This window comes from Streptomyces sp. NBC_01723 (assembly GCF_036246005.1).
Lineage (GTDB): Bacteria > Actinomycetota > Actinomycetes > Streptomycetales > Streptomycetaceae > Streptomyces.
In genome coordinates this window covers 5,536,131-5,559,570 of sequence record NZ_CP109171.1, presented here as the reverse complement: position 1 = coordinate 5,559,570, position 23,440 = coordinate 5,536,131, and the positions used below count along the sequence as shown (strand labels likewise).

Annotated in this window: 22 protein-coding genes; 12 read left to right on the top strand and 10 right to left on the bottom strand. The window is 70.2% G+C overall.

The window, feature by feature from the left end; genetic code table 11:
• Positions 1-103 precede the first annotated feature (103 nt).
• The 5 genes from OIE75_RS25925 to OIE75_RS25905 all read left to right on the top strand — a co-directional run bounded on the left by OIE75_RS25925 (position 104) and on the right by OIE75_RS25905 (position 6,132).
• Positions 104-2,053, top strand: coding sequence for a tetratricopeptide repeat protein (locus tag OIE75_RS25925; RefSeq protein WP_329472260.1), 1,950 nt, complete (start codon positions 104-106; stop codon positions 2,051-2,053).
• Between the two features lie 77 nt (positions 2,054-2,130).
• Positions 2,131-3,501 carry an extracellular solute-binding protein gene (locus OIE75_RS25920; protein WP_329472259.1) on the top strand — a complete coding sequence of 457 codons (1,371 nt, stop codon included), beginning with the start codon at positions 2,131-2,133 and terminating at the stop codon, positions 3,499-3,501.
• A complete protein-coding gene (locus OIE75_RS25915; RefSeq protein WP_443078388.1) occupies positions 3,498-4,460 on the top strand; it encodes a carbohydrate ABC transporter permease in 963 nt (320 codons plus the stop codon). Before OIE75_RS25920 ends, OIE75_RS25915 begins: the two co-directional genes overlap by 4 nt.
• A 14-nt stretch (positions 4,461-4,474) precedes the next feature.
• Positions 4,475-5,314: a carbohydrate ABC transporter permease gene (locus OIE75_RS25910; protein WP_329474054.1), complete on the top strand. Its 840-nt coding sequence runs from the start codon at positions 4,475-4,477 to the stop codon at positions 5,312-5,314.
• Between the two features lie 104 nt (positions 5,315-5,418).
• Positions 5,419-6,132 (top strand): helix-turn-helix domain-containing protein, encoded by a 714-nt coding sequence (locus OIE75_RS25905; RefSeq protein WP_373463016.1) that lies wholly within the window; start codon positions 5,419-5,421, stop codon positions 6,130-6,132.
• 38 nt (positions 6,133-6,170) lie between these two features.
• On the opposite strand, the gene OIE75_RS25900 is transcribed toward OIE75_RS25905, so the two are convergent.
• Positions 6,171-7,196 carry an ATP-dependent 6-phosphofructokinase gene (locus OIE75_RS25900; protein ID WP_064729906.1) on the bottom strand — a complete coding sequence of 342 codons (1,026 nt, stop codon included), beginning with the start codon at positions 7,194-7,196 and terminating at the stop codon, positions 6,171-6,173.
• A gap of 197 nt (positions 7,197-7,393) precedes the next feature.
• Here OIE75_RS25900 and pta point away from each other — a divergent pair, with 197 nt between their 5' ends.
• The 3 genes from pta to pyk all read left to right on the top strand — a co-directional run bounded on the left by pta (position 7,394) and on the right by pyk (position 12,221).
• A complete protein-coding gene (gene pta / locus OIE75_RS25895) occupies positions 7,394-9,487 on the top strand; it encodes a phosphate acetyltransferase (protein ID WP_307015168.1) in 2,094 nt (697 codons plus the stop codon).
• The gene (locus OIE75_RS25890; RefSeq protein ID WP_329472257.1) at positions 9,484-10,716 is read left to right on the top strand and encodes an acetate kinase; all 1,233 of its coding nucleotides are present in this window, start codon (positions 9,484-9,486) and stop codon (positions 10,714-10,716) included. Before pta ends, OIE75_RS25890 begins: the two co-directional genes overlap by 4 nt.
• Before the next feature lie 74 nt (positions 10,717-10,790).
• Positions 10,791-12,221, top strand: a complete 1,431-nt coding sequence (gene pyk, locus OIE75_RS25885; RefSeq protein WP_307015166.1) for a pyruvate kinase — start codon at positions 10,791-10,793, stop codon at positions 12,219-12,221.
• 99 nt (positions 12,222-12,320) lie between these two features.
• Here the strand turns inward: pyk and OIE75_RS25880 are convergent, their stop codons facing one another.
• The 4 genes from OIE75_RS25880 to OIE75_RS25865 all read right to left on the bottom strand — a co-directional run bounded on the left by OIE75_RS25880 (position 12,321) and on the right by OIE75_RS25865 (position 16,713).
• Positions 12,321-13,736 (bottom strand): hypothetical protein, encoded by a 1,416-nt coding sequence (locus tag OIE75_RS25880; RefSeq protein WP_329472256.1) that lies wholly within the window; start codon positions 13,734-13,736, stop codon positions 12,321-12,323.
• Positions 13,726-14,364 (bottom strand): DUF6114 domain-containing protein, encoded by a 639-nt coding sequence (locus tag OIE75_RS25875; protein ID WP_307015164.1) that lies wholly within the window; start codon positions 14,362-14,364, stop codon positions 13,726-13,728. The genes OIE75_RS25880 and OIE75_RS25875 overlap by 11 nt, the downstream gene beginning before the upstream one ends.
• A 120-nt stretch (positions 14,365-14,484) precedes the next feature.
• A complete protein-coding gene (locus OIE75_RS25870) occupies positions 14,485-15,117 on the bottom strand; it encodes a DUF6230 family protein (protein ID WP_307015163.1) in 633 nt (210 codons plus the stop codon).
• Positions 15,118-15,735: 618 nt separating this feature from the next.
• Positions 15,736-16,713, bottom strand: a complete 978-nt coding sequence (locus OIE75_RS25865) for a tetratricopeptide repeat protein (protein ID WP_307015162.1) — start codon at positions 16,711-16,713, stop codon at positions 15,736-15,738.
• A gap of 247 nt (positions 16,714-16,960) precedes the next feature.
• Between OIE75_RS25865 and OIE75_RS25860 the strand changes: the two genes are divergently transcribed.
• Positions 16,961-17,608 (top strand): TetR/AcrR family transcriptional regulator, encoded by a 648-nt coding sequence (locus OIE75_RS25860; RefSeq protein WP_307015161.1) that lies wholly within the window; start codon positions 16,961-16,963, stop codon positions 17,606-17,608.
• Positions 17,609-17,734: 126 nt separating this feature from the next.
• On the opposite strand, the gene OIE75_RS25855 is transcribed toward OIE75_RS25860, so the two are convergent.
• The 5 genes from OIE75_RS25855 to OIE75_RS25835 all read right to left on the bottom strand — a co-directional run bounded on the left by OIE75_RS25855 (position 17,735) and on the right by OIE75_RS25835 (position 21,150).
• On the bottom strand, positions 17,735-19,435 hold the full coding sequence (locus OIE75_RS25855) for an acyl-CoA mutase large subunit family protein (RefSeq protein ID WP_307015160.1): 1,701 nt from the start codon (positions 19,433-19,435) through the stop codon (positions 17,735-17,737).
• 74 nt (positions 19,436-19,509) lie between these two features.
• The gene (locus tag OIE75_RS25850; protein ID WP_163015798.1) at positions 19,510-19,848 is read right to left on the bottom strand and encodes a DUF3817 domain-containing protein; all 339 of its coding nucleotides are present in this window, start codon (positions 19,846-19,848) and stop codon (positions 19,510-19,512) included.
• A gap of 80 nt (positions 19,849-19,928) precedes the next feature.
• On the bottom strand, positions 19,929-20,438 hold the full coding sequence (locus tag OIE75_RS25845; RefSeq protein ID WP_125493325.1) for a MarR family winged helix-turn-helix transcriptional regulator: 510 nt from the start codon (positions 20,436-20,438) through the stop codon (positions 19,929-19,931).
• Positions 20,439-20,515: 77 nt separating this feature from the next.
• Entirely contained in the window at positions 20,516-20,809 is a 294-nt protein-coding gene (locus OIE75_RS25840; protein WP_329472255.1) for an MTH1187 family thiamine-binding protein, read from the bottom strand.
• A complete protein-coding gene (locus OIE75_RS25835) occupies positions 20,806-21,150 on the bottom strand; it encodes a DUF3817 domain-containing protein (RefSeq protein WP_307015159.1) in 345 nt (114 codons plus the stop codon). The genes OIE75_RS25840 and OIE75_RS25835 overlap by 4 nt, the downstream gene beginning before the upstream one ends.
• Positions 21,151-21,320: 170 nt before the next feature.
• Here OIE75_RS25835 and OIE75_RS25830 point away from each other — a divergent pair, with 170 nt between their 5' ends.
• The 3 genes from OIE75_RS25830 to OIE75_RS25820 are packed head-to-tail and all read left to right on the top strand — an operon-like array spanning position 21,321 to position 23,379.
• On the top strand, positions 21,321-21,953 hold the full coding sequence (locus OIE75_RS25830) for an AIM24 family protein (RefSeq protein WP_122616283.1): 633 nt from the start codon (positions 21,321-21,323) through the stop codon (positions 21,951-21,953).
• 2 nt (positions 21,954-21,955) lie between these two features.
• Positions 21,956-22,606: an AIM24 family protein gene (locus tag OIE75_RS25825; RefSeq protein ID WP_122616282.1), complete on the top strand. Its 651-nt coding sequence runs from the start codon at positions 21,956-21,958 to the stop codon at positions 22,604-22,606.
• Positions 22,603-23,379, top strand: a complete 777-nt coding sequence (locus OIE75_RS25820) for an AIM24 family protein (RefSeq protein ID WP_307015158.1) — start codon at positions 22,603-22,605, stop codon at positions 23,377-23,379. The genes OIE75_RS25825 and OIE75_RS25820 overlap by 4 nt, the downstream gene beginning before the upstream one ends.
• Positions 23,380-23,440: the final 61 nt, after the last annotated feature.

The following is a 23,440-nucleotide window of genomic DNA, read 5'->3' as shown; positions in this document are numbered from 1 at the left end:
CACGCTCCCGCCCCGGCCCCCGGGCTTCACCGGCCGGTCGGCCGAGCTGGACCGTCTGCTTCCGCACCTCTCCCCCGGCGAGGACGACACCGCGGCACTGCCCGTGCTCATCTTCGCCGTCACGGGGATGGGCGGCGTCGGCAAGACCGCTCTGGCGGTGGAGGCCGCGCACCGGGCCCGCGCGCGGGGCTGGTTCCCGGGCGGGACGCTCTTCGTTGACCTGCGCGGGTACGACGAGACCCCGGTCACCGCGGATCAGGCGGTACTGGCGCTGCTCGACGCGCTCGGCGTACGGGACGGGGAGCTGCCCCCGACGACGGACCGCCAGTACGACGCGTACCGCGCGCTGCTCGTCGAACGACGGGACCGGATGCTGCTGATCCTGGACAATGCCTCGGATCCCGCCCAGTACCTTCCGCTGCTGCCCGGCACGGACCATCACCGGGTGCTCATCACCTCCCGGGACCGTCCAGACGCCCTTCCGCTACGCGTGATCGACCTGGAGAAACTCGATCCGGACGAATCCGTCGCCCTCGTGGCCCGCGCTCTGCACGACACGGACGAACGGGACGAACGTCCGGTGCGTGAGCCCGGCGCCTTGCGTGAACTGGCGGATCTGTGCGGCCACTTGCCGCTGGCCCTCCAAATCGCGGCGGGGGTGCTGCGTCGGCGTCGCCATCGGGACATCGCGTCTCTGGTGACCGAGATTCGGGAGGCCGGGGACGCGACGGCCGTCCTCGACCACGGCAGCCCCGGAACCGACCTCTTTGGACGCCCGCTCGCCCTACGGCCCGTGCTGGAGACCTCCTATCGCCGCTTGCCACCCGATCAGGCCCGGCTGTTGCGCCTGCTGTGCCTCGCGCCGGAGGCGGATACCAGCACGCGGGCGATCACTGCCCTTGCCGACCTCGACACCGAGAGCGTGCTGTCACTGTTGGAGCACCTGGCAGCCAGACATCTCGTCATCCCGGTGGGCAACAACAACGGGACGACCTGCGACATACGCTGGCGGTTGCACGACCTGGTGCGTGGATTCGGCGCAGGTGTGGTGGCGGCGGACGCGAGGTTGCGCGAGGAGGGTGACGCGGCGCGGGATCGGGTGCTGGCGTTCTACCTGCGGTGGGCGAATGCAGCTGATGACCGGTTGCGGTGGCTGCCGGGAGCGGCGGAGCCGGAGTGGTTCGACGACCGGGAACAGGCATTGGCATGGATGGACTCGGAGCGAGCGAGTCTGGTCGCGATCGTGGGATGGGGGTGGGAGGAGCGGTTCGCGCACGGAACTCTGCGGCTGGCACCGTGCCTCGGGGAGTACCTCGCCTGGCGGCGATACTTCGACGACTGGATCACCGTCGCGGAAACCGCGCGGGAGTCCGCGCGCCTCGTCGGAAACGGGTTGGGCGAGGCCATCGCGTGGGACCACCTGGGGCTCGCCCTGCGGCGGGCGGGCCGCGACGTGGAAGCGATCGAGGCCCACAACAGCGCCCGCGACCTGTACCGGGCTGCCGGAGACCTCCGGGGCGAGGCCATCGCGTGGAACAACTGTGGGCTCGCACTTCAGCAGGCGGGCAGGGCGGAGGAGGCGATCGAGGCCCACATCCGCGCCCGCGACCTGCACCAAGCCGCTGAGAATCCCCACAGCGAGGCCATCGCGTGGAACAACCTCGGCAATGCCCTGGACGAGACGGGGCGAGCGGAGGAGGCGATCGAAGCCCACATCCGCGCCCGCGACCTGCACCAAGCCACCGGGGATCGCCATGGCGAGGGTATGGCGTGGAACAACCTCGGCCTCGCCCTGCGCAAGGTGGGCCGGTTGGACGAGGCGATCGAGGCATGCGAGAAGGATCTCGAGATCTGCCGAGAGTTCGAGGACTGGTACGGCGAGGGGCAGACCCTTCTCAACCTTGCCCTCGCTCACGAGGCGGCCCACCGCCTCGTCGAGGCCCGCGCCGCCTACCTCCAGGCCTCAGACGCCTACACCCGCGCCAACGCCCTCACCGAAGCAGCCCAAGTCCGCGCTCGGGCTTCGCGGAATCCCCACTCGCAGGAGCATTGACCTGACTAGACCACTCCTCTTACGTTCGCCGAGCAGCCGTCCCGGCCACAGTGTCGTGCCCGTAGGAGGTCGTGTCCGTGCGTCCCAGCTTCCGGTTCACCGCTCTGTTCACCCTCACCGCGCTCACCTCCACGGCGATCGCCGCCTGCGGAAGCGGCTCCGGCAGTGATCCGGACACGGTGAAGGTCTCCTTCAAACAGTCGACGGACAACTCCATCAAGGTGATGGACACGTATCTCGCCGACATCAAGAAGCAGTTCGAGAAGGCCAACCCGGGGAAGAAGGTCGAACTCGTCCCCATCAAGGCCCCGGACTCGGAGTACTACACCAAGCTCCAGCAGATGCTCCGCTCCCCCAAGACCGCGCCGGACCTCGTCTACGAGGACACCTTCCTCATCAACTCCGACATCACCAGCGGGTACTTGAAGCCTCTCGACCCGTACCTGGAGAAGTGGAAGGACTGGGACCAGTTCATCGACACGGCCAAGGCGGCGACCGCGGGCGAGGACGGCAAGACGTACGGCGTCCCGGACGGCACCGACACCCGCGGGCTGTGGTTCAGCAAGGACGTCTTCGCCAAGGCCGGGCTGCCCGCCGACTGGCAGCCGAAGACGTGGGCCGAGGTCCTCGACGCCGCCCGCGCCATCAAGGAGAAGGTCCCCGGCGTCACCCCGATCAACGTGTACACCGGCAAGCCGGCCGGTGAAGCGGCCACCATGCAGGGCTTCGAGATGCTGCTGTACGGCACGAACGACGGGACCACGGACCCGCTGTACGACAAGGACGGCAAGAAGTGGATCGCGGCGGGGAAGGGGTTCGAGGACTCCCTCGCCTTCGTCGAGAGCGTGTACAAGGAGAAGCTCGGCCCGGAGGTCTCCGACGCCCTCGACCCCAACTTCGGCACCGCCGTCCGCGGTGAGCTGCTGCCGCAGGGCAAGCTCGGCATCGCCCTGGACGGCTCCTGGCTGCCGCAGGACTGGCTGGAGGGCAGCGGGCACGAGTGGCCCGAGTGGTCGAAGGAGCTGGGCCTGGCGGCCATGCCGACGCAGAACGGCCAGGCGCCCGGCAAGGTGAGCATGTCCGGCGGCTGGGCCTGGTCGATCCCGGCCAAGGCGGCCAATCCGGACCTGGCCTTCGACTTCGTCAAGACGATGCAGACCAGGGCCAACGCCCAGAAGTGGTACATCGCCAACTCCGGCATCGCGGTCCGCGAGGACGTCGCGAACGATCCCGCGTACGTCGACGCCCAGCCCGGCATCAAGTTCTTCACCGACCTGGTCGAGAGCACCCACTACCGGCCCGCGTACCCGGCGTACCCGAAGGTGTCGGTGGCCATCCAGGAGGCGATGGAGGGCGTGACGACCGGCGACCTGTCGGTCGAGGAGGCGGCGCGCGGGTACGACGAGGCGCTCAAGGAGGCCACCGACAACCAGGTGGTGAGCAAGTGACCGCGGCCGCGCAGCGGCCAGTGGGTCCGGAGGTCGCCAAGGCTCCGCCGGGCCCGCCCGCCCCGGCCCCGGGCCAGGCCGGGGGCGGGCGGTCCGTCACCGCCCGCCGCTCCCTGCTGCGCGCCCTGCCCGTCTCCCCCGCCGTCGTCCTGCTGCTGCTCTTCCTCGCCGGCCCGATCGCCTACTGCGTGGTCATCGCGTTCACCGACCTCCAGCTCACCGGTCAGGCCGAGGAGTCCTTCGTCGGCTTCGAGAACTTCCAGCGGGCGTTCCAGGACGAGGCGTTCCTCAACGCGGTGTGGCTGACCCTGGTGTTCACGGTGCTGTCCTCGCTGATCGGGCAGAACACCCTGGGGCTCGCGCTGGCCACGCTGATGCAGCGGGCCTCGAAGCCGGTCCGCACGCTCGCCGGTGGCATCGTTGTCACCGCCTGGGTGCTGCCGGAGGTGGTGGCCGGCTTCCTGCTCTACGCCTTCTTCCGCCGCGAGGGCACCCTCAACGCCATCCTGGACTGGCTCCATCTGCCCTCCCAGAACTGGCTGTTCACGCTGCCGATCCTGGCGGTGTCCTTCGCCAACGTGTGGCGGGGCACCGCGTTCTCGATGCTGGTCTACTCGGCGGCCCTGAACGAGATCCCCAAGGAGGTCACCGAGGCCGCCGAGGTCGACGGCGCGGGCGGCTGGCGCCGCATGTGGCACGTGACGCTGCCGATGATCCGGCGCTCCATCGCCACCAACCTCATGCTGAACACCCTCCAGACGCTGTCGGTCTTCGGGCTGATCTGGGTGATGACCCGGGGCGGCCCCAGCGGCAAGAGCCAGACGCTGCCGCTGTTCATGTACGAACAGGCCTTCCAGAACAGCCTGATCGGCTACGGCACGGCGGTGGCGCTGCTGCTGTTGCTGATCGGCTCGCTGTTCTCGGTCGTGTACCTGCGCCTGCTCCGGACGGAGGTCTGATCCCGATGGCCCTCATGACGCGCCCGCCCGCCAGGCGCCGCACACGGCGCAGGCTGGCCGCCGACGCCGGTCTGCTGGTGGTGGCGGCGGCCTTCGTCCTGCCGCTGGCCTGGGTGGTGCTGTCCGCGCTGGACCCGGACGCGGGCCTGCGGGTGAAGGTCCCCGACGGGCTGACCCTGGACAACTTCGACGCGATCCTCACCCCGGAGATCACCTTCACCCCGCTGCTCAACAGCCTGATCCTGTGCGGCGGAGCGACCCTGCTGACGGTGGTCTGCGCGGCGCTCGCGGCGTATCCGCTCTCCCGTTTCCGGTCCCGGCTCAACCGGCCCTTCCTGCTGACGATCCTGTTCGCGACCAGCCTGCCGATCACGGCGATCATGGTGCCGGTCTACGCGCTGTTCGTGCGGGTGAACATGATCGACACGATGCAGGGGACGATCTTCTTCTTCGCCGCCTCCCAGCTGCCCTTCGCCATCTGGCTGATGAAGAACTTCATGGACGGCGTGCCCAAGGAGCTGGAGGAGGCGGCGTGGACGGACGGGGCGTCCTCGTTCCAGTCGCTGCTGCGGATCGTGCTGCCGCTGATGGGGCCGGGGGTGGCGGTGGTGACGGTGTTCTCGTTCGTGATGATGTGGGGGAACTTCTTCGTCCCCTTCATGCTGCTGCTCTCCCCGGACCAGATGCCCGCATCGGTCAGCATCAACGACTTCTTCGGCAACCGGGGCATGGTGGCTTACGGGCAGCTGGCGGCGTTCTCGATCGTCTACTCGACGCCGGTCGTGCTGCTGTACGTGCTGATCTCCCGGCGGCTGGGCGGCGGGTTCGCGCTGGGCGGGGCGGTCAAGGGGTGAGCGCGGCGCGAGGGGCGCACGGGGGTCCGTGCGCGCCCGTAGGTTCGCACAATCCGTATCGCTGGCTGAACAGCCCGTAGTCAGCCCGGCCCCGGACCCCTACGGTGTGGCGCGTGCGCCGACCCTCATCCGGCCCGAACCAGTCGGGCCCCCCGTTCAACGCCCTCGCCGCCCGCCGGCTGCGTGCCGCCCTCAACATGGGCCCCGAGCACGTCGCCCACAACATACGGGTCTCGTACGGGCTGCCGTACGTCACCCCCGACCTCGTCATCGCCTGGGAGCGGGGGACGGTCTCCCCCGGGAACCCGGAGCTGACCGCCCTCGCCGGGGTGCTGTGGTGCTCCCCCGGTGAGCTGATCGGCCGGCCGCAGACGCTGCGCGAGCACCGGGTCGCCCGCGGTCTCGCGCCGGAGGACGTGGCGCGGACCGTCGGACTCGCGCTCGCGGCCTACCTGCGGATGGAGGAGACCGACGACTGGCGCGGCACCGACCGCCAGTCGGCCCAGCTGGCCGACGTGCTCGGGCTGTCGCTGCCGGACTTCGTCACCGTCACGGGCCGCGAGGAGAAGCTGGCCGACCTGCTGACCAGCGCCGTGAGCACCCGCTGGCAGGGGTATGTGCGCCCGGTCGCCAAGCTGGCCCCGCTGGACCGGCGCGTCCTGGAGAACGTCCTCCAGGTGCTGCACCAGGACTACCAGGGGCACATGGCCTCCACCCTCAGCTGGGGCGGGGGCGGCGGTGACGCCGGCGCCGGGGGGCGCGACTTCCTGGACCGCATCGTGGAGCACTTCTGGTCGGCGGTCGAGAGGCACCCGTGAACGTCGGCGGGCGGCCGGGCGGCGGTCCGGGCCGGCGGCTAGAAGACCGACTCCGCCTCGTCCATCCGGTCCTTCGGCACCGTCTTCAGCTCGGTGACGGCCTCCGCGAGCGGCACCATCACGACGTCCGTGCCGCGCAGCGCGGTCATGTGGCCGAACTCGCCGCGGTGCGCCGCCTCCACCGCGTGCCAGCCGAAGCGGGTGGCGAGCACCCTGTCGTACGCGGTCGGCACGCCGCCGCGCTGGACGTGGCCGAGGATGACGGGCTTGGCCTCCTTGCCGAGCCGGCGCTCCAGCTCGTACGCCAGCGCGGTGCCGATGCCCTGGAACCGCTCGTGGCCGAACTTGTCGATCGCGCCCTTGCCGTAGTCCATGGAGCCCTCGGCGGGGTGGGCGCCCTCGGCGACGCAGACGACGGCGAACTTCTTGCCGCGGGAGAACCGCTCCTCGACCATCTTGACCAGGTCGGCGGGGTCGAAGGGGCGCTCGGGCAGGCAGATGCCGTGGGCGCCGGCGGCCATGCCGGACTCCAGCGCGATCCAGCCCGCGTGCCGGCCCATGACCTCGACGACCATCACGCGCTGGTGGGACTCGGCGGTGGTCTTGAGGCGGTCCATGGCCTCCGTGGCGACGCCGACGGCGGTGTCGAAGCCGAAGGTGCGGTCGGTGGAGGAGATGTCGTTGTCGATCGTCTTCGGCACGCCGACCACCGGCAGGCCGGCGTCGGAGAGCATCCGGGCGGCGGTCAGCGTGCCCTCGCCGCCGATCGGGATCAGCGCGTCGATGCCGAAGTTCTGGATCATGTCCGAGGCGTTCTCACAGGCCTCGCGGAGCCGGTCGCGCTCCAGCCGGGAGGAGCCGAGGATGGTGCCGCCGCGGGCCAGGATGCCGCTGACCGCGTTCAGGTCGAGGGTGCGGTAACGGCCGTCCAGCAGGCCCGCGTAGCCGTCCTCGAAGCCGATGACCTCGTCGCCGTAGTTGTCGACCGCTCGGTGCACGACCGACCGGATCACTGCGTTCAGGCCGGGGCAGTCGCCGCCTGCGGTGAGAACTCCGATACGCATCGTGCTGTGTCTCCTGCTCGCTGTGGACACCGGTGAGCCGATGCAATTGTTCCACGGCCCGGGGAGCGAGGGGCACTGGCGGGCGCCTTAGCTACTGAGAGAGGTATTGTCAAGAGGGTTCCGCTCACCCCGGTGGGCGATTTTTGTGCACGGGTCAGCCGCCGCCAGACCGACACCAGACGAAACGGAGAGCACGCGTGACGCGCAGCGTGTACGTGACCGGTATCGACCGCGGGGACGGCCGTCAGGTCGTCGAGCTGGGGGTCATGGAGCTCCTGACCCGGCAGGTCGACCGGGTCGGCGTCTTCCGCCCCCTGGTGCACGACGGGCCGGACCGCCTCTTCGAGCTGCTGCGCTCCCGCTACCGGCTCTCCCAGGACTCCGCGACGGTCTACGGCATGGACTACCAGGAGGCGTCCGCCCTCCAGGCCGAGCAGGGAACCGACGAGTTGGTCTCCGCGCTGGTCGACCGCTTCCACCTGGTCGCCCGGGACTACGACGTCGTCCTCGTCCTCGGCACCGACTTCGCCGACACCCAGTTCCCGGACGAGCTGGCGATGAACGCCCGGCTCGCCAACGAGTTCGGCGCCTCGGTCGTGCCGGTCGTGGGCGGCCGCAAGCAGACCGCGGAGTCGGTGCTCGCCGAGACCGTGAACGCCTTCCGCGCCTACGACACTCTGGGCTGCGACGTCCTTGCCATGGTGACCAACCGGGTCGCCCGGGAGGACCGGGACGAGATGGCCGAGCGGCTGGCGAACCGGCTGCCGGTGCCGTGCTGGGTGGTGCCGGACGAGCCGGCGCTGTCCGCGCCGACCGTCTCCCAGATCGCGCACACCCTGGGTGCCGAGGTGATCCTCGGCGACGACTCCGGGCTCGCCCGCGACGCCCTGGACTTCGTCTTCGGCGGGGCCATGCTGCCCAACCTGCTGGCCGCGCTGACCCCGGGCTGCCTGGTCATCACGCCGGGCGACCGCGCCGACCTGGTGATCGGCTCCCTCGCCGCGCACAGCGCGGGCACCCCGCCGATAGCCGGCCTGCTGCTGACCCTGGACGAGGTGCCCGGCGACGGCATCCTCACCCTCGCCGCCCGCCTCGCCCCCGGTACGCCGGTGCTCTCGGTGACCGGCAACAGCTTCCCCACCGCCGAACGGCTGTTCTCCCTGGAGGGCAAGCTCAACGCGGCCACCCCGCGCAAGGCGGAGACCGCCCTCGGCCTGTTCGAGCGGTACGTCGACACCGCCGAGCTGAGCAGCCGGGTCTCCGCCCCGAGCAGCGACCGGGTCACGCCGATGATGTTCGAGCACAAGCTGCTGGAGCAGGCCCGCTCCGACCTGCGCCGGGTCGTCCTCCCGGAGGGCACCGAGGAACGGGTGCTGCACGCGGCGGAGGTGCTGCTGCGCCGGGGCGTGTGCGAGCTGACCCTGCTCGGACCGGTCGAGCAGATCCGCAAGAAGGCCGCCGACCTGGGCATCGACCTGGAGGGCGCCGAGCTGACCGACCCCGCGGTCTCCGAGCTGCGGGACTCCTTCGCCGAGAAGTACGCCGAGCTGCGCGCCCACAAGGGCGTGACCGTGGAGCTGGCGTACGACGTGGTGTCGGACGTGAACTACTTCGGCACCCTGATGGTGCAGGAGGGGTACGCGGACGGCATGGTGTCCGGGTCGGTGCACTCCACGGCCGCGACCATCCGGCCCGCCTTCGAGATCATCAAGACCAAGCCGGACGCCTCCATCGTCTCGTCCGTCTTCTTCATGTGCCTGGCCGACAAGGTCCTGGCCTACGGCGACTGCGCGGTCAACCCGGATCCGAACGCGGAGCAGCTCGCCGACATCGCGATCCAGTCGGCGGCCACGGCGGCCCGGTTCGGGGTGGAACCGCGCATCGCGATGCTGTCCTACTCGACGGGCACCTCCGGGTCCGGCGCCGACGTCGACAAGGTGCGCGCGGCGACGGAGCTGGTCCGCGCGCGCCGTCCGGACCTCAGGATCGAGGGGCCGATCCAGTACGACGCCGCGGTGGAGCCCTCGGTGGCCGCGACCAAGCTGCCGGACTCGGAGGTCGCCGGGCAGGCCAGCGTGCTGATCTTCCCCGACCTGAACACCGGCAACAACACCTACAAGGCCGTGCAGCGCTCGGCCGGCGCCATCGCGGTGGGCCCGGTGCTCCAGGGTCTGCGCAAGCCGGTCAACGACCTGTCCCGGGGCGCGCTCGTGCAGGACATCGTCAACACCGTCGCCATCACGGCGATCCAGGCCCAGCAGTCCCCCACCGAGAAGGCTTCCGACCAGTGAGTCCCACGCGTGTCCTCGTCCTCAACTCCGGCTCCTCGTCGGTCAAGTACCAGCTGCTGGACATGCGCGGCAGCGACCGGCTGGCCGTGGGCCTCGTCGAGCGGATCGGCGAGGAGACCTCACGCCTGAAGCACACGCCGGCCGACGGAGAGAGCCGTGAGTGGAGCGGCTCCATCCCCGACCACGAGTCCGCGCTGAAGGCCGTGGCGGCCGAGCTGGCCAAGGACGGCCTCGGCCTGGACTCGCCGGAGCTGGCCGCGATCGGCCACCGGGTGGTGCACGGGGGGAAGCACTTCACCGAGCCGACCGTGATCGACGACGCCGTGCTCGCCGAGATCGAGCGGCTCATCCCGGTCGCCCCGCTGCACAACCCGGCCAACCTCACCGGCATCCGCACCGCGCAGGCGCTCCGCCCCGACCTGCCGCAGATCGCCGTCTTCGACACCGCCTTCCACACCACGATGCCGGAGTCCGCGGCCCGCTACGCGATCGACGTGGAGACCGCCGACGCGCACCGCATCCGCCGCTACGGCTTCCACGGCACCTCGCACGCGTACGTGTCCCGGGAGACCGCGCGGCTGCTGCGCCGGGCGCCCGAGGACGTGAACGTGATCGTGCTGCACCTGGGCAACGGGGCGTCGGCCTCGGCGGTGCGGGGCGGGCGGTGCGTGGACACCTCCATGGGGCTGACGCCTTTGGAGGGGCTGGTGATGGGTACGCGCTCGGGAGACATGGACCCGGCCGTCATCTTCCATTTGATGCGCGTCGGCGAAATGTCCGCCGACGAGATCGACACTCTCCTCAACAAGAGGAGCGGTCTGATCGGGCTGTGCGGTGACAACGACATGCGGGAGATCCGCCGCCGCGTCGACGCCGGCGACGAGCGGGCCCGGCTGGCCTTCGACATCTACATTCACCGGCTGAAGAAGTACATCGGCGCCTATTACGCCGTTCTCGGACGCGTGGACGCGGTGGCCTTCACGGCCGGGGTCGGCGAGAACGCGGCGCCGGTGCGGGAGGCCGCCGTGGCGGGCCTGGAGGGGCTGGGTCTGGCGGTCGACGGCGGGCTGAACGCCGTACGCGCCGACGGGGCGCGGCTGATCTCGCCCGCGGACGCGCGGGTGGCGGTGGCCGTCGTACCGACCGATGAGGAAATGGAGATCGCGACACAGACCTACGCGCTGGTAATTGGTTCATGTGGTTCGACGGGTTCTGAGAATCTCACCTGAGCGGCATCCCGCCCTTTTGTATTTTCCGCCAGACGGAATATTCCGCGCCGAAACAAACCGATAGGATGGCACCCATGCGCCGTTCGAAAATCGTCTGTACTCTCGGCCCCGCGGTCGACTCCCACGAGCAGCTCGTCACGCTGATCGAAGCCGGCATGAACGTGGCCCGCTTCAACTTCAGCCACGGCACTCACGCCGAGCACCAGGGGCGGTACGACCGCCTGCGGGCCGCCGCCAAGGAGACCGGAAGGGCCATCGGCGTCCTCGCCGACCTCCAGGGCCCGAAGATCCGTCTGGAGACCTTCGCGGAGGGCCCCGTCGAGCTGGTGCGCGGTGACGAGTTCACCATCACCACCGAGGACGTGCCGGGTGACAGGACGATCTGCGGCACGACGTACAAGGGCCTGCCCGGCGACGTCACCAAGGGCGACCAGGTGCTCATCAACGACGGCAACGTCGAGCTGAAGGTCACCGGCGTCGAGGGCCCGCGGGTGAGGACGATCGTCATCGAGGGCGGCGTCATCTCCGACCACAAGGGCATCAACCTGCCCGGCGCCGCGGTCAACGTGCCCGCGCTGAGCGAGAAGGACGTGGAGGACCTCCGGTTCGCCCTCCGCATGGGCTGCGACCTGGTCGCCCTCTCCTTCGTCCGGGACGCCAAGGACGTCGACGACGTGCACCGCGTGATGGACGAGGAAGGACGCCGGGTCCCCGTCATCGCCAAGGTGGAGAAGCCGCAGGCGGTGGAGAACATGGAGGGCGTCGTCGCGGCCTTCGACGCCGTCATGGTCGCCCGTGGCGACCTGGCCGTCGAGTACCCGCTCGAGAAGGTCCCCATGGTGCAGAAGCGCCTGATCGAGCTGTGCCGGCGCAACGCCAAGCCGGTGATCGTGGCGACCCAGATGATGGAGTCGATGATCACCAACTCCCGGCCGACCCGCGCCGAGGCCTCCGACGTGGCCAACGCGATCCTGGACGGGGCCGACGCGGTCATGCTGTCCGCGGAGTCGTCGGTGGGCGCGTACCCCATCGAGACGGTCAAGACGATGTCGAAGATCGTCACCGCCGCCGAGCAGGAGCTGCTCTCCAAGGGCCTCCAGCCGCTGGTGCCGGGCAAGAAGCCGCGCACGCAGGGCGGTTCGGTGGCCCGTGCCGCCGCCGAGATCGCCGACTTCCTGGGCGGCAAGGGCCTGGTGGCCTTCACCCAGTCCGGCGACACCGCCCGCCGCCTGTCCCGCTACCGCGCGGCCCAGCCGATCCTCGCCTTCACCACCGACGAGTCCACCCGCAACCAGCTGGCGCTCAGCTGGGGCGTGGAGCCGCACGTGGTGCCGTTCGTGAACAGCACCGACGAGATGGTCGACCTGGTGGACCAGGAGACGGCCCGGCTCGGCCTGTTCAGCGACGGCGACATCGTCGTGATCACCGCCGGTTCGCCCCCCGGCGTCCCCGGCACCACCAACATGGTCCGCGTCCTGCACCTGGGCGAGACGCGGCGCGGCTGAGACGGCGCGCACGGCCTCCGTACGGCGCTGAGGGCGCCCCCTGCGAACAGGGGGCGCCCTCAGCGGTTTCGCGGCTCCCGAACGGGCTTGTGGGCGCGCTCAGTCGGTCACGAACTGGTGCAGGCCCGGGACGTGGAGCGTGCCGCCGAACTGACCGGCCTGGACGACCGTCACCTTGGTGAAGTAGATCAGCGGGATGTCCAGCGGCGGCGGGTTCTCCGGGTCGAAGGTGATCGGGATCAGCCCGAGCAGGTTGCCCGAGATGCTCTCGGTGTACATCACCGTCTCGCCGTCGCGGATCGTGGACGTCGAGCCCTCGGCCGCCTGGACGTGGTGCGTCTTGCCGGCCTGCTTGTCCTTGACCGTCTGGTGCAGGTCGCCGATGTCGGTGCCGTTGGATATGACGTACTTCAGCACCTTCTTGGTGGTGCCGTTGGCCGTCTTCACCTCGACGACGCCCTTGTAGGAGGCGCCCTTCAGCAGCAGCGAGCTGGCGTTGAGGTACCAGGGGTCGTCGGGCAGCGGCACCTTGTTGTCGACGCCGCCCTCGTCGTCGGTGGCGACGGGACAGTCGTCGGCGTCCACACCGGCGCTCTCGGAGGCACTGGGCGTGGGTGAGGCGGTGGCCTCCTCCTTCGCCTTCTCGGCAGCCTCCTTGGCCTTCTCGGCCTCCTCCTTCGCCTTCTCGGCCGCCTCGTCCACCGACTTGCCGGTGTCCTCGGCCGCCTTCGACGCCGCGTCGGTCGCGCCCTCGACGGTGTCCTTCGCCGTGTCGGTGACCTTGTCGGTCGTGTCCTTCACGGTGTCGGAGGCGTCGTCGCCGGCCTCTTCGGACGCGGACAGGGTCTCGGAGGGGGTCGCCTCGGGGCTCGGGGTCTCCTCGGCCTTCTTGCCGCCGGTGAAGATGCCCTCGATGGCGTCGCCGATGCCGTCCAGCAGCCCGCCCTTGCCCTCCGACTCGGAGGGTGCGGGCGCCGGGGCGTCATCGCCGGCCGACTCCCCGCTCTGCGACGCGGAGGGGCTCGGGGCGGGCTGGGACGTGTCGTCCTTGCCGGCCTCGTCGCCCTGGCCGTCCTTGTCGTCGGAACCTGAATCCGACGAAGAGGACTCACCCTTGTCCGCGCCCGAGTCCGAGGCGTCGGGCTCCTTCGCGTCGCCCTTGTCCTCCGTGTCGCCCTTCTCGTCGGTCTTCCCGTCCGTCGCCGAGGGCGACGGGGTGGGCGACGCGGACGTGTCCTTCTCGGCGTCCTCCAGGGCCGCCACGCAGTCCTTGTACTCGTCGGCCGTCAGGCTGTTGGAGGCCGGCGCCGCGTCGTTGCCGTCGGCGAGGGCGAGCGTCGGCGTGAACCCCATCCCCATGAGCACGGCCGTGGGCATCGCCGCGATGGCTATCGCCTTGCCGGCCGGCATGTGGAACCTGGTGAACAACGGCTTTTTGGGTGCCGCGTGGCGCGGCCCGGTTCTCGCACGGGACGACTCCACGTCAGTCCCGCGGGTCACCTCGTCAGCCGGCACTGTGCCTCCCGTTCGCCCCGTTGGCCGGGCTCGTTCCTGACAGATCGTGCGCCCCCAGTGCCTCGAAGGTCTGGGTGGGACCCCCGCCCTCCACCCCTTCGCGCGGCCTCGGCACCGTGGCGTCGGAGGCCGTGCTGCCGGGCGCCGGGATGCCGGGGAGCTCGGTGCCGGGGACCGCGCCCTCGGGCGCGTCACCCCTTCCCCTGCCCTCCACCGGCGGCTCGTCCTGCGGCGGTTCGCCCGGCACCCACGAGACGGCCATCGCTCCGCCGACCAGCGCGAGCAGGAAGCCGATGAGGAAGCCGCCGAGGTTGGACACGGGGATGGAGACCAGCGCGAGCAGGATCGCCGCCACGCCCGCGAAGACACGGATGTGCTTCTGGAACCACAGGCTGACGCCCAGGACGACCAGCAGCACACCGATGATCAGGGACCCGGATCCCGCGGTGGTGGCCATCGCGAGGGTCAGGTGACCGATCTGGAGGTTGGCGTACGGGAAGTAGGCGATGGGGAGTCCGCCGAGCGCGATGAACAGGCCGGCCCAGAACGGCCGCCCGCCTCGCCAGGCACGGAACTGCAGCCTCCGGCGGGTGAACTGGCCGGCTGCGGCAGGAGTCTCGGCGCTCATGGAAAACAGCTCCCTGGTACGGCTTTGCTGTGGTGGAGATGCGGTCCGCGCGCGAGGGCGCGGCCGGAGGGAGAGTGGACGGGCGGGGGCGCCATGGCTCCCCCGCCCGTCAAGGGGTGCTTAGTAGCACTCCTTGACACCCTTGGACAGCGACATCTTCAGACCGCTGAGCTTGAAGGTTCCGGCGGTGGTCGCCCACGCCGTCTGCTTCACGTTCTTCAGCGTGGCCGAGTCTGCCTGCTGCGCGAATCCGTACGGGTTCGCGGTGTCGCCCTTCTTGATGCCGGGACCCTTGTTGGCGTCCTTGGCAGCCACACCGATGTCGATGCCGCGGAACGTGGCATCGGCCTCGAGATTCTCGACGTCGATGTACAGGTTCTCGGCCTCGACCGCCTGCTTACCGCCGCCGGCCTTCAGCATGAGGCTGACGGAACCGATCAACGGGATGTCCGGGGTGACCACGGACTGGCACATGTTCTTGATCGACGCGGACTTGAACGCCGAGACCGCGACGGGGTGAGCCGTCTTCTCGCCCTTCAGCGTGTAACCCGAGTCGATCGCCCCGTACTGGGAGAAGCCCGTGCCGTCGAGCTGGTCCGCCGTCACCTTGAACGACTGGCCGGAAACGCTGAACGACGCGGCGAGAGCGCCCTGCGCGAGCGCGACGCCTATCGCAGCCGTGGCGGCAACGCTGGGCACCATCACCACAGCGAACCGCTTCCATCTGGTCCCGCCACGCACCTGGGACTCCATATTTCCTCCTTCTCGGACGTACATCTCCTGGCCTCGGCCGGCCGCCGGTTCGGCGGCTCGGTCTGGCAGGGATGGGAGAAGTGCTACGTCCTCGGGAAGGAGAGCGCCCGAACTCGGCGGCGCGTACCACGCGCCCGAGTCACCGGCGATCACCCCCGAGCGACAACCACTGGTCGCGCCTGACACGCATCACGCACAACCCTGCTGGACAGGCTTCGCCGGGTGAGCGAAGACCCCCCTGCCCAAGAGCCGGCTCCACTGCCGCCGGCTCTGCTCGGTGGGGACCCAGGAACCCCCGCGACCCGACTGGCTTTCGGGGTACGGGAATGGACCGAGCGTCGCCGATCGTGGTGCATTCTCGCCGCCGACACAAGGGGGTTCGTTACTCACTAGTAACGGCCGGATAACCACGGGACGACGCACCGGGCCCGGACGGCGACGCTGGGTGTGCCAAAGGGGCGGAACAAAACTATTGATCGATGGACAGAGTCCGACAGACCGACGCCACTGACTTACTGGCAGTAACAGCGGCCGCGATTGCCAAGTTTTGGCAAAGCGCGGCCGCATTGACGCCTCGTCGACAGCTCCTTCACACCGGCAACACTCCGGTGGACACCTCTAGAAGAGGGCGCGAGCCAGTGCCCTGCGGGCCGCGGTGACCCGCGGATCGTCGGCGCCGACCACCTCGAACAGCTCCAGCAGCCGCACGCGTACGGCGTTGCGGTCGTCGCCGGCCGTGACGCGCACCGCGTCGATGAGACGGCCGAAGGCGTCCTCCACGTGACCGCCCACCAGGTCCAGGTCGGCGGCGGCGATCTGCGCCTGCGCGTCGCCCGGCTTGTCGGCCGCCTCCTGGCGGACCTTCTGCGGGTCGGCGTTCTGCACCCGCTGGAGCAACTCGGCCTGCGCGAGACCGAGTTTGGCCTCCGTGTTGCCCGGGTCATCGGACAGCACGTTCTTGTACGACTGGACGGCACCGCCCAGGTCGCCCGCGTCCAGCGCCTGCACGGCGGCCTCGAGTGCCGCGTCGTGCGGTCCCGCGGGACGCTCCTCGGCGGCGGGCCGGGGGGCACCGGGCTGGGCCTCGGGGTCGACGACGAGACCGGTCAGGCCGAAGCGCTCCTCGGCGACCTGCACCAACTGGTCCAGGGTCTGGCGGATCTGCGTCTCGCCCGCGGCCCCCTGGAAGAGCGGCAGCGCCTGCCCGGCCACGACCGCGAACACGGCCGGGATGCCCTGGACGCCGAACTGCTGCATCAGCATCTGGTTGGCGTCGACATCGATCTTGGCGAGGAGGAAGCGCCCGCCGTACTCGACGGCGAGCCGTTCGAGGACCGGGCTGAGCTGCTTGCAGGGCTCGCACCACTCGGCCCAGAAGTCGATGACGACCGGGACCTCGGTGGACCGCTGCAGGACCTCGCTCTCGAAGCCCGCCTCGTCGACGTCGATGACGAGGTCGGCCGGAGAGACCGCCCCCGTCCCGCCGTGCCGGGCGGCCTCGGCGCGGGCCTGCTCCGCCTTCGTCTTGGCCTCCTGGGCCGCCTTCACCGCGGCGAGGTCGACGACCCCGCTCATGGACATGTTCCGTGGCTGCATGGGCCTATCCTCCCCCGTACCTCGCGCGCGTGTGAAAACCGGGTCGAAAGCCCGCCCGGATGTGTGCTGTTCGGCGCCGGGTCCCCACCCCACGCCCGTGGTCGTCGCTGGGGCACGGGCGTACCCGTGCTTTCGCTACGAGTCGTAGCGTAATACCGGGAGGGGCCGTCGGAACACCCCGCCCCGGTGATCTCCCTCACGGCCGCACAGAACCCGCCGAATGTGGCCGGGCATCTATGGTCGGGGAATGCAGAGCAGCACCCACGCCGGCCGTGCCGGGCGCCCGCGCAGTGCCGCGGCGGACACCGCGATCCTGGCCGCGACGCGGGAGGTCCTGGTCGACCTGGGCTGGTCCAGGCTCACCCTCGGAGACGTCGCCGGCCGGGCCGGGGTTGCCAAGACGACGCTCTATCGCCGCTGGGCGGGCAAGAACGAGCTGGTGGTCGACGCGGTGGCGGAGCTGTTCGACGAGCTCCGGCTCCCGGACCGCGGCTCCCTGGCCGCCGACATCGAGGGCGTGGTGCTCCAGTTCGCGGCGATCCTGGCCCGTCCGGAGGCCAAGAGCGGCCTGATGGCGGTGGTCGCCGAGTCGACCCGGGACGACGCGCTGCGCGAGCGCATCCGCACGTCGATCGTGGAACGCCAGAAGCGCCTGGTCCTGGAGGGCAGGGCGCGCGCCCAGGCCCGCGGCGAGCTGCCCGCCGAGACCGACCCGGCCGAGGCCGCCCGCACCGCCGACCTCATCTTCGACGTGGTCGCGGGCGCGGTGGTGCACCGCACCCTGGTCAGCGCGGAACCGGCGGACGGCGACTGGGTACGGGGCTTCACACAGGTCCTGCTGTGGGGCCTGACCTCCCGCCAGACCGACCCCCCGCCCGAGCCCGGCGGCGGGTGACCTCCCAACGGGCCGAGGTGTCCGGTGGGCCACCTTTCAGTTGGCCGAGTCGGGTGGCGGGTGGGCACAGGCCCGGGGGACCAGGGGGCGGAGCCCCCTGGCAACGCCCGCACCGGCACCGCCCGCCTAGAACCCCGCCGGCTCCGTGTACACCCCCCACTCGTCCCGCAGCACCCCACAGATCTCCCCGAGCGTCGCCTCCGCGCGCACCGCGTCCAGCATCGGCCCGATCATGTTGGCCCCGGACCGGGCGGCGCCCAGCATCGCCTCCAGGGCGCTGTGCACCGCCGCGTCGTCCCGGCGGGCCCTGCGCTCGCCGAGCACCCGCACCTGCTCCCGCTCCACCTCGTGGCTGACCCGCAGGATCTCCAGGTCACCCGTGACGGAACCGGTGTGCACGTTGACGCCGACGACCTTCTTCTCGTCCTTCTCCAGCGCCTGCTGGTACCGGAAGGCGGACTCCGCGATCTCGCCGGTGAACCACCCGTCCTCGATGCCCCGCAGGATGCCGGAGGTGATCGGCCCGATGGGGTGCTGCCCGTCCGGGTGCGCCCTGAGCCCCCGCTCCTTGATCTGCTCGAAGATCTTCTCGGCGTCGGCCTCGATCCGGTCCGTCAGCTGCTCGATGAACCAGGAACCGCCCAGCGGGTCGGCGACGTTGGCGACGCCGGTCTCCTCCATCAGCACCTGCTGCGTGCGCAGGGCGATCTCGGCGGCCTGCTCACTGGGCAGGGCGAGGGTCTCGTCGAGCGCGTTGGTGTGCAGGGAGTTGGTGCCGCCGAGTACCGCCGCCAGCGCCTCCACGGCCGTACGCACCACGTTGTTGTACGGCTGCTGGGCGGTCAGCGAGACACCGGCGGTCTGGGTGTGGAAGCGCAGCCACTGCGCCTTGTCGGTCTTCGCGCCGTACACGTCCCGCATCCAGCGGGCCCAGATGCGCCGGGCCGCGCGGAACTTGGCGATCTCCTCGAAGAAGTCGAGGTGCGCGTCGAAGAAGAAGGAGAGGCCGGGGGCGAAGACGTCGACGTCCAGCCCGCGCGAGAGCCCCAGCTCCACGTACCCGAAGCCGTCCGCCAGGGTGTACGCCAGCTCCTGCGCGGCCGTCGCCCCGGCCTCGCGGATGTGGTATCCGGAGACGGAGAGCGGCTTGTAGGCGGGGATGCCGGCCGCGCAGTGCTCCATCAGGTCGCCGATGAGGCGCAGGTGCGGCTCGGGCTGGAAGAGCCACTCCTTCTGGGCGATGTACTCCTTGAAGATGTCGGTCTGGAGCGTGCCGTTGAGGACGGACGCGTCCACGCCCTGCCGTTCGGCGGCGACCAGGTACATGCAGAACGCGGGCACGGCGGGCCCGCTGATCGTCATGGAGGTCGTCACGTCGCCGAGCGGGATGTCCTTGAAGAGCACCTCCATGTCGGCGGCCGAGTCGATGGCCACCCCGCAGTGCCCGACCTCGCCGAGCGAGCGCGGGTCGTCGGAGTCGCGGCCCATCAGCGTCGGCATGTCGAAGGCGACGGAGAGCCCGCCCCCGCCGTTGCGGAGGATCATCTTGTAGCGCTCGTTGGTCTGCTCGGCGTTGCCGAACCCGGCGAACTGCCGGATGGTCCACGTACGCCCCCGGTAGCCGGTCGCGTGCAGGCCCCGGGTGAAGGGGTACTCACCCGGCCAGCCGATCCGCTCGAACCCCTCGTACTCGTCCCCGGGCCGGGGCCCGTAGACCGGCTCCACCGGGTCGCCGGAGAGCGTGGTGAAGTCCGCGTCGCGCTTGCGCGCCGCGTCGTACCGGGCCTGCCACCGAAGGCGGCCTTCCTCTATGGCGTGAGCGTCCATACTCCCAATTTACTAGGACGTCCAAGTAAATGTCGATGGGAAACCGCCGCACGGGTGTCCGCACGGCGGTGGGCTCAGGCCTTGGCGGCCACCGGCTCGGCCCCGGCGACCTTGGCGTCCAGCTCCCGGCTGATCCGTCGCTCCACGAAGAAGGCGGCCGTCGGAACGGTCCCGGCGAGCAGCACCCAGAGCTGCTTCTTCACCGGCCACTTCGCCTTGGACCCCAGGTCGAAGGCGAAGATGAGGTAGACGACGTACAGCCAGCCGTGGGCGATGCTGACGACCTGGGTGAAGTCCGCGGCGCCGTCCATCTTCAGGGCGTACTTGGCGATCATGCCAAGGCACAGCGCGATCAACAGCACACCGGTGACGTACGCCATGACCCGGTAGCGGGTCAGCACGCTCTTTTTCATGCGTCCGAGCGTAACCGCCCGTTTCGCGCGATCTTCGGGCGGCCCCGGCGACTCGCCCGGGCTTGTCCCGGACCCTCGCCTCAGTCCTCGGCGAAGTCCCCGGCGGCGACCCGCAGCGGGCGGAGCATCGCGAAGATCTCGCCGCACTCCTCGGCGTCGTACGCGCCCAGGCCGAAGTCCATCGCCATGAGGTCGCGGGTGGCGGACTCGACCACCTCGCGGCCCCGGTCGGTGATGGAGGCCAGGGTGCCCCGGCCGTCGTTGGGGTTGGGGCGCTTGTCCACCAGGCCGGACCTCACCAGCCGGTCGACGGTGTTCGTCACGGACGTGGGGTGCACCATCAGGCGCTCACCGATCTTGGACATCGGCAGTTCGCCCGACTGGGAGAAGGTGAGCAGCACCAGCGCCTCGTAGCGCGCGAAGGTCAGCCCGTACGGCTTGACCACGGCGTCGACCTCGGCCAGCAGGATCTGGTGGGCCCGCATGATCGAGGTGATCGCGGACATCGAGGGCACGCCGCCCCAGCGCTGCTTCCAGAGTTCGTCGGCACGGGCGATGGGGTCGAAGGAGAGACCGAGGGGCTTGGACACGGCACCAGACCTTACCGGCCGGTCATATACCGGTCAGCTCCGTCTCGCCCTTCGATACCACCGCCCGCGGCGGACGGCTACTCGGCGAGGTGCCGCTCCACCGTGTCCACCTTCGACGTGAGGCCGTCCGTCACGCCGGGGCGGATGTCCGCCTTGAGGACCAGGGACACGCGCGGCGCCCGCGCCTCGACGGCCGCGACGGCGCGCCGGACCACGTCCATGACCTCGTCCCACTCGCCCTCGACGGAGGTGAACATCGCGTCGGTGCGGTTCGGCAGCCCCGAATCGCGGACCACCCGGACGGCGTCGGCGACGTACTCCCCGACGTCCTCGCCGACGCCGAGCGGCGTCACGGAGAAGGCGACGATCATGCGCCGACGATCCCTTCCTGGCGGGCGCGGGAGGCGATGACCGCGCTCTCGGCCTCCCGCTTGAGCATGCGCTCCGCGAAGAAGCCGCCGGTGGGCAGGACGGAGAGGACGAAGTAGAGGGCGGCGGTCTTCAGCGGCCACTTGGCGCGGTTCCAGGCGTCCGCCCAGAAGAGCACGTAGAGGACGAAGAGGATGCCGTGGACCGCGCCCATCACGGGCACCGCGTTGAAGTCGGTGGTCCGCTTCAGCACCGAGCAGACGAGCAGGAGCAGGAAGGAGATCGCCTCGGGGCCCGAGACCAGGCGGAGGCGGCGGAGGGCGGAGGCGGTCTTGAGGTCCACGGGTCACCTTCGGTGGGAGAGGAATCGGTACTCGGGCGCACCGCCGGGCGGCGGTTTGTGAACGCACGCACAAGCGCACGGCCATTGTGGCAAACCCCCGACGCGCCCGGGTGAGGGGGTCGATCCCTGTCGGTGCACCCACCCGGCGGGCTACCTTCGCATTTGTGGCGATGTTCCGACTTCAAGGAAGCAAGGTACTCGCCGTCGACATGACCGGAGATGCCGTGAAGGCGAAGAACGGCTCGATGGTCGCGTACGACGGGGAGATGGCCTTCAAGAAGCTGAGCGGTGGCGGTGAGGGCATCCGGGGGATGGTGACCCGGCGGATCACCGGCGAGCAGATGACGGTGATGGAGGTGAGGGGGCAGGGGACCTGCTGGTTCGCGGACCGGGCCTCGGAGATCAACCTCGTGGGTCTCCAGGGCGACAAGCTGTACGTCGAGTCGAGCAACTTCCTGGCGGCGGACGCCGGACTGCGCACCGGCACCAGCTTCACGGGGACGCGCGGCGCCTCGCAGGGCAACGGGCTGTTCACCACGACCGTCGAGGGGCACGGGCAGGTGGCGATCATGTCGGACGGCCCGGCGGTGGCGCTGCGGGTCAGCGCGCAGTACCCGCTGACCGTCGACCCGGGGGCGTACGTGGCGCACCAGGGGAACCTGCGGCAGTCCTTCCAGTCGGGTGTGACCTTCCGCACCCTGCTCGGGGAGGGCGGCGGCGAGGCGTTCCAGATCCGCTTCGAGGGCGACGGACTGGTGTACGTGCAGCCGAGCGAGCGGAACACGATCGCGGGGGATGTCTGACGATGGCCTTCCAGGAGATCAACCACAAGATGGTGCAGGCCACCGTGGCGCCCGGGCAGCGGCTGTTCAGTCAGCGCGGTGCCATGCTCGCGTACCGGGGCGAGGTGTCCTTCACCCCCAATCTGCGGGGCGGCCAGGGCGGCGTCATGTCGATGATCGGCCGCCGGGTGGCGAACGAGGACACCCCGCTGATGACCGTGGAGGGCAGCGGCACGGTCCTCTTCGGGCACGGCGGCCACCACGTCCAGGTGATCAACCTCGCCGGCGACACCCTGTACGTCGAGGCGGACCGCCTCCTCGCCTTCGAGGGCACCCTGGAGCAGGGCACGGTGTTCCTGGGCTCCCAGGGCGGCGTCATGGGCATGGTGCGCGGGCAGGTCAGCGGGCAGGGGCTGTTCACCACGACGCTGAAGGGCCACGGCTCGGTGGCCGTGATGGCCCACGGCGGTGTCTTCGAGGTCCCGATCACCCCGCAGCGGCCGGTGCGCGTCGACCCCCAGGCGTACGTCGCCCACCACGGCGACGTGCGCAACAAGCTGTCCACCGCCATGGGCTGGCGGGACATGGTGGGGCGCGGCTCGGGCGAGGCGTTCCAGCTGGAGCTGAGCGGCAGCGGCACGGTGTTCGTCCAGGCGTCGGAGGAGAAGCTTTGAGCACGGTCCACCACGACCCGTCGACTCTGCCGGCCGACGACAACGTGAACGCGTACACCTTCTGCGTGGAGCTGAAGGGCGGTCAGTGGTTCCTGCAGAAGGGGAAGATGATCGCCTACTACGGGACGATCGATTTCAACGGCGTCGGGCACGGCCGGCTGGACCGTCTGGTGCGTACGTCGTTCCATTCGCCACTGCACGCGAGCGACTGGGTCGTGGCCGAGGGTTCGGGCAAGATGCTCCTCGCCGACCGGGCCTTCGACGTGAATTCGTACGACCTCGAGGACGGCAACCTGACCATTCGCTCCGGCAACCTGCTCGCTTTTCAGCCAAGTCTCGCGCTGAAGCAGTCGATCGTGCCGGGTTTTCTGACGCTGATCGGAACCGGAAAGTTCGTGGCCGCGTCGAACGGTCCGGTGGTGTTCATGGAACCGCCGATCCGGGTCGACCCGCAGGCCCTGGTCGGCTGGGCCGACTGCCCGTCCCCGTGCCATCACTACGACCACGGGTACATGACCGGCCTGATGGGCGGTCTACGTGCGATGACGGGGCTCGGCGGGGCCTCCGGGGAGGAGCACCAGTTCGAGTTCGTGGGAGCGGGGACGGTGCTGCTGCAGTCGAGCGAGGCGCTGATGGCGGAGCAGGTCACGGGGGCTCCGCCGCAGCAGGCGGGGGTGCCCGGCGGCGGGTCTCCGGGAGCGCACGGAGGGCGTTCCGGGGTACCGGGGCTTCCCGGACAGCTGGGGGACCTCCAGCGCCGCTTCGGGCTGTGAGCGGTAATCTGCGGAGTGTGACATCGAACGCGTGCGCACCGTCACCGTCACGGAAAACCCC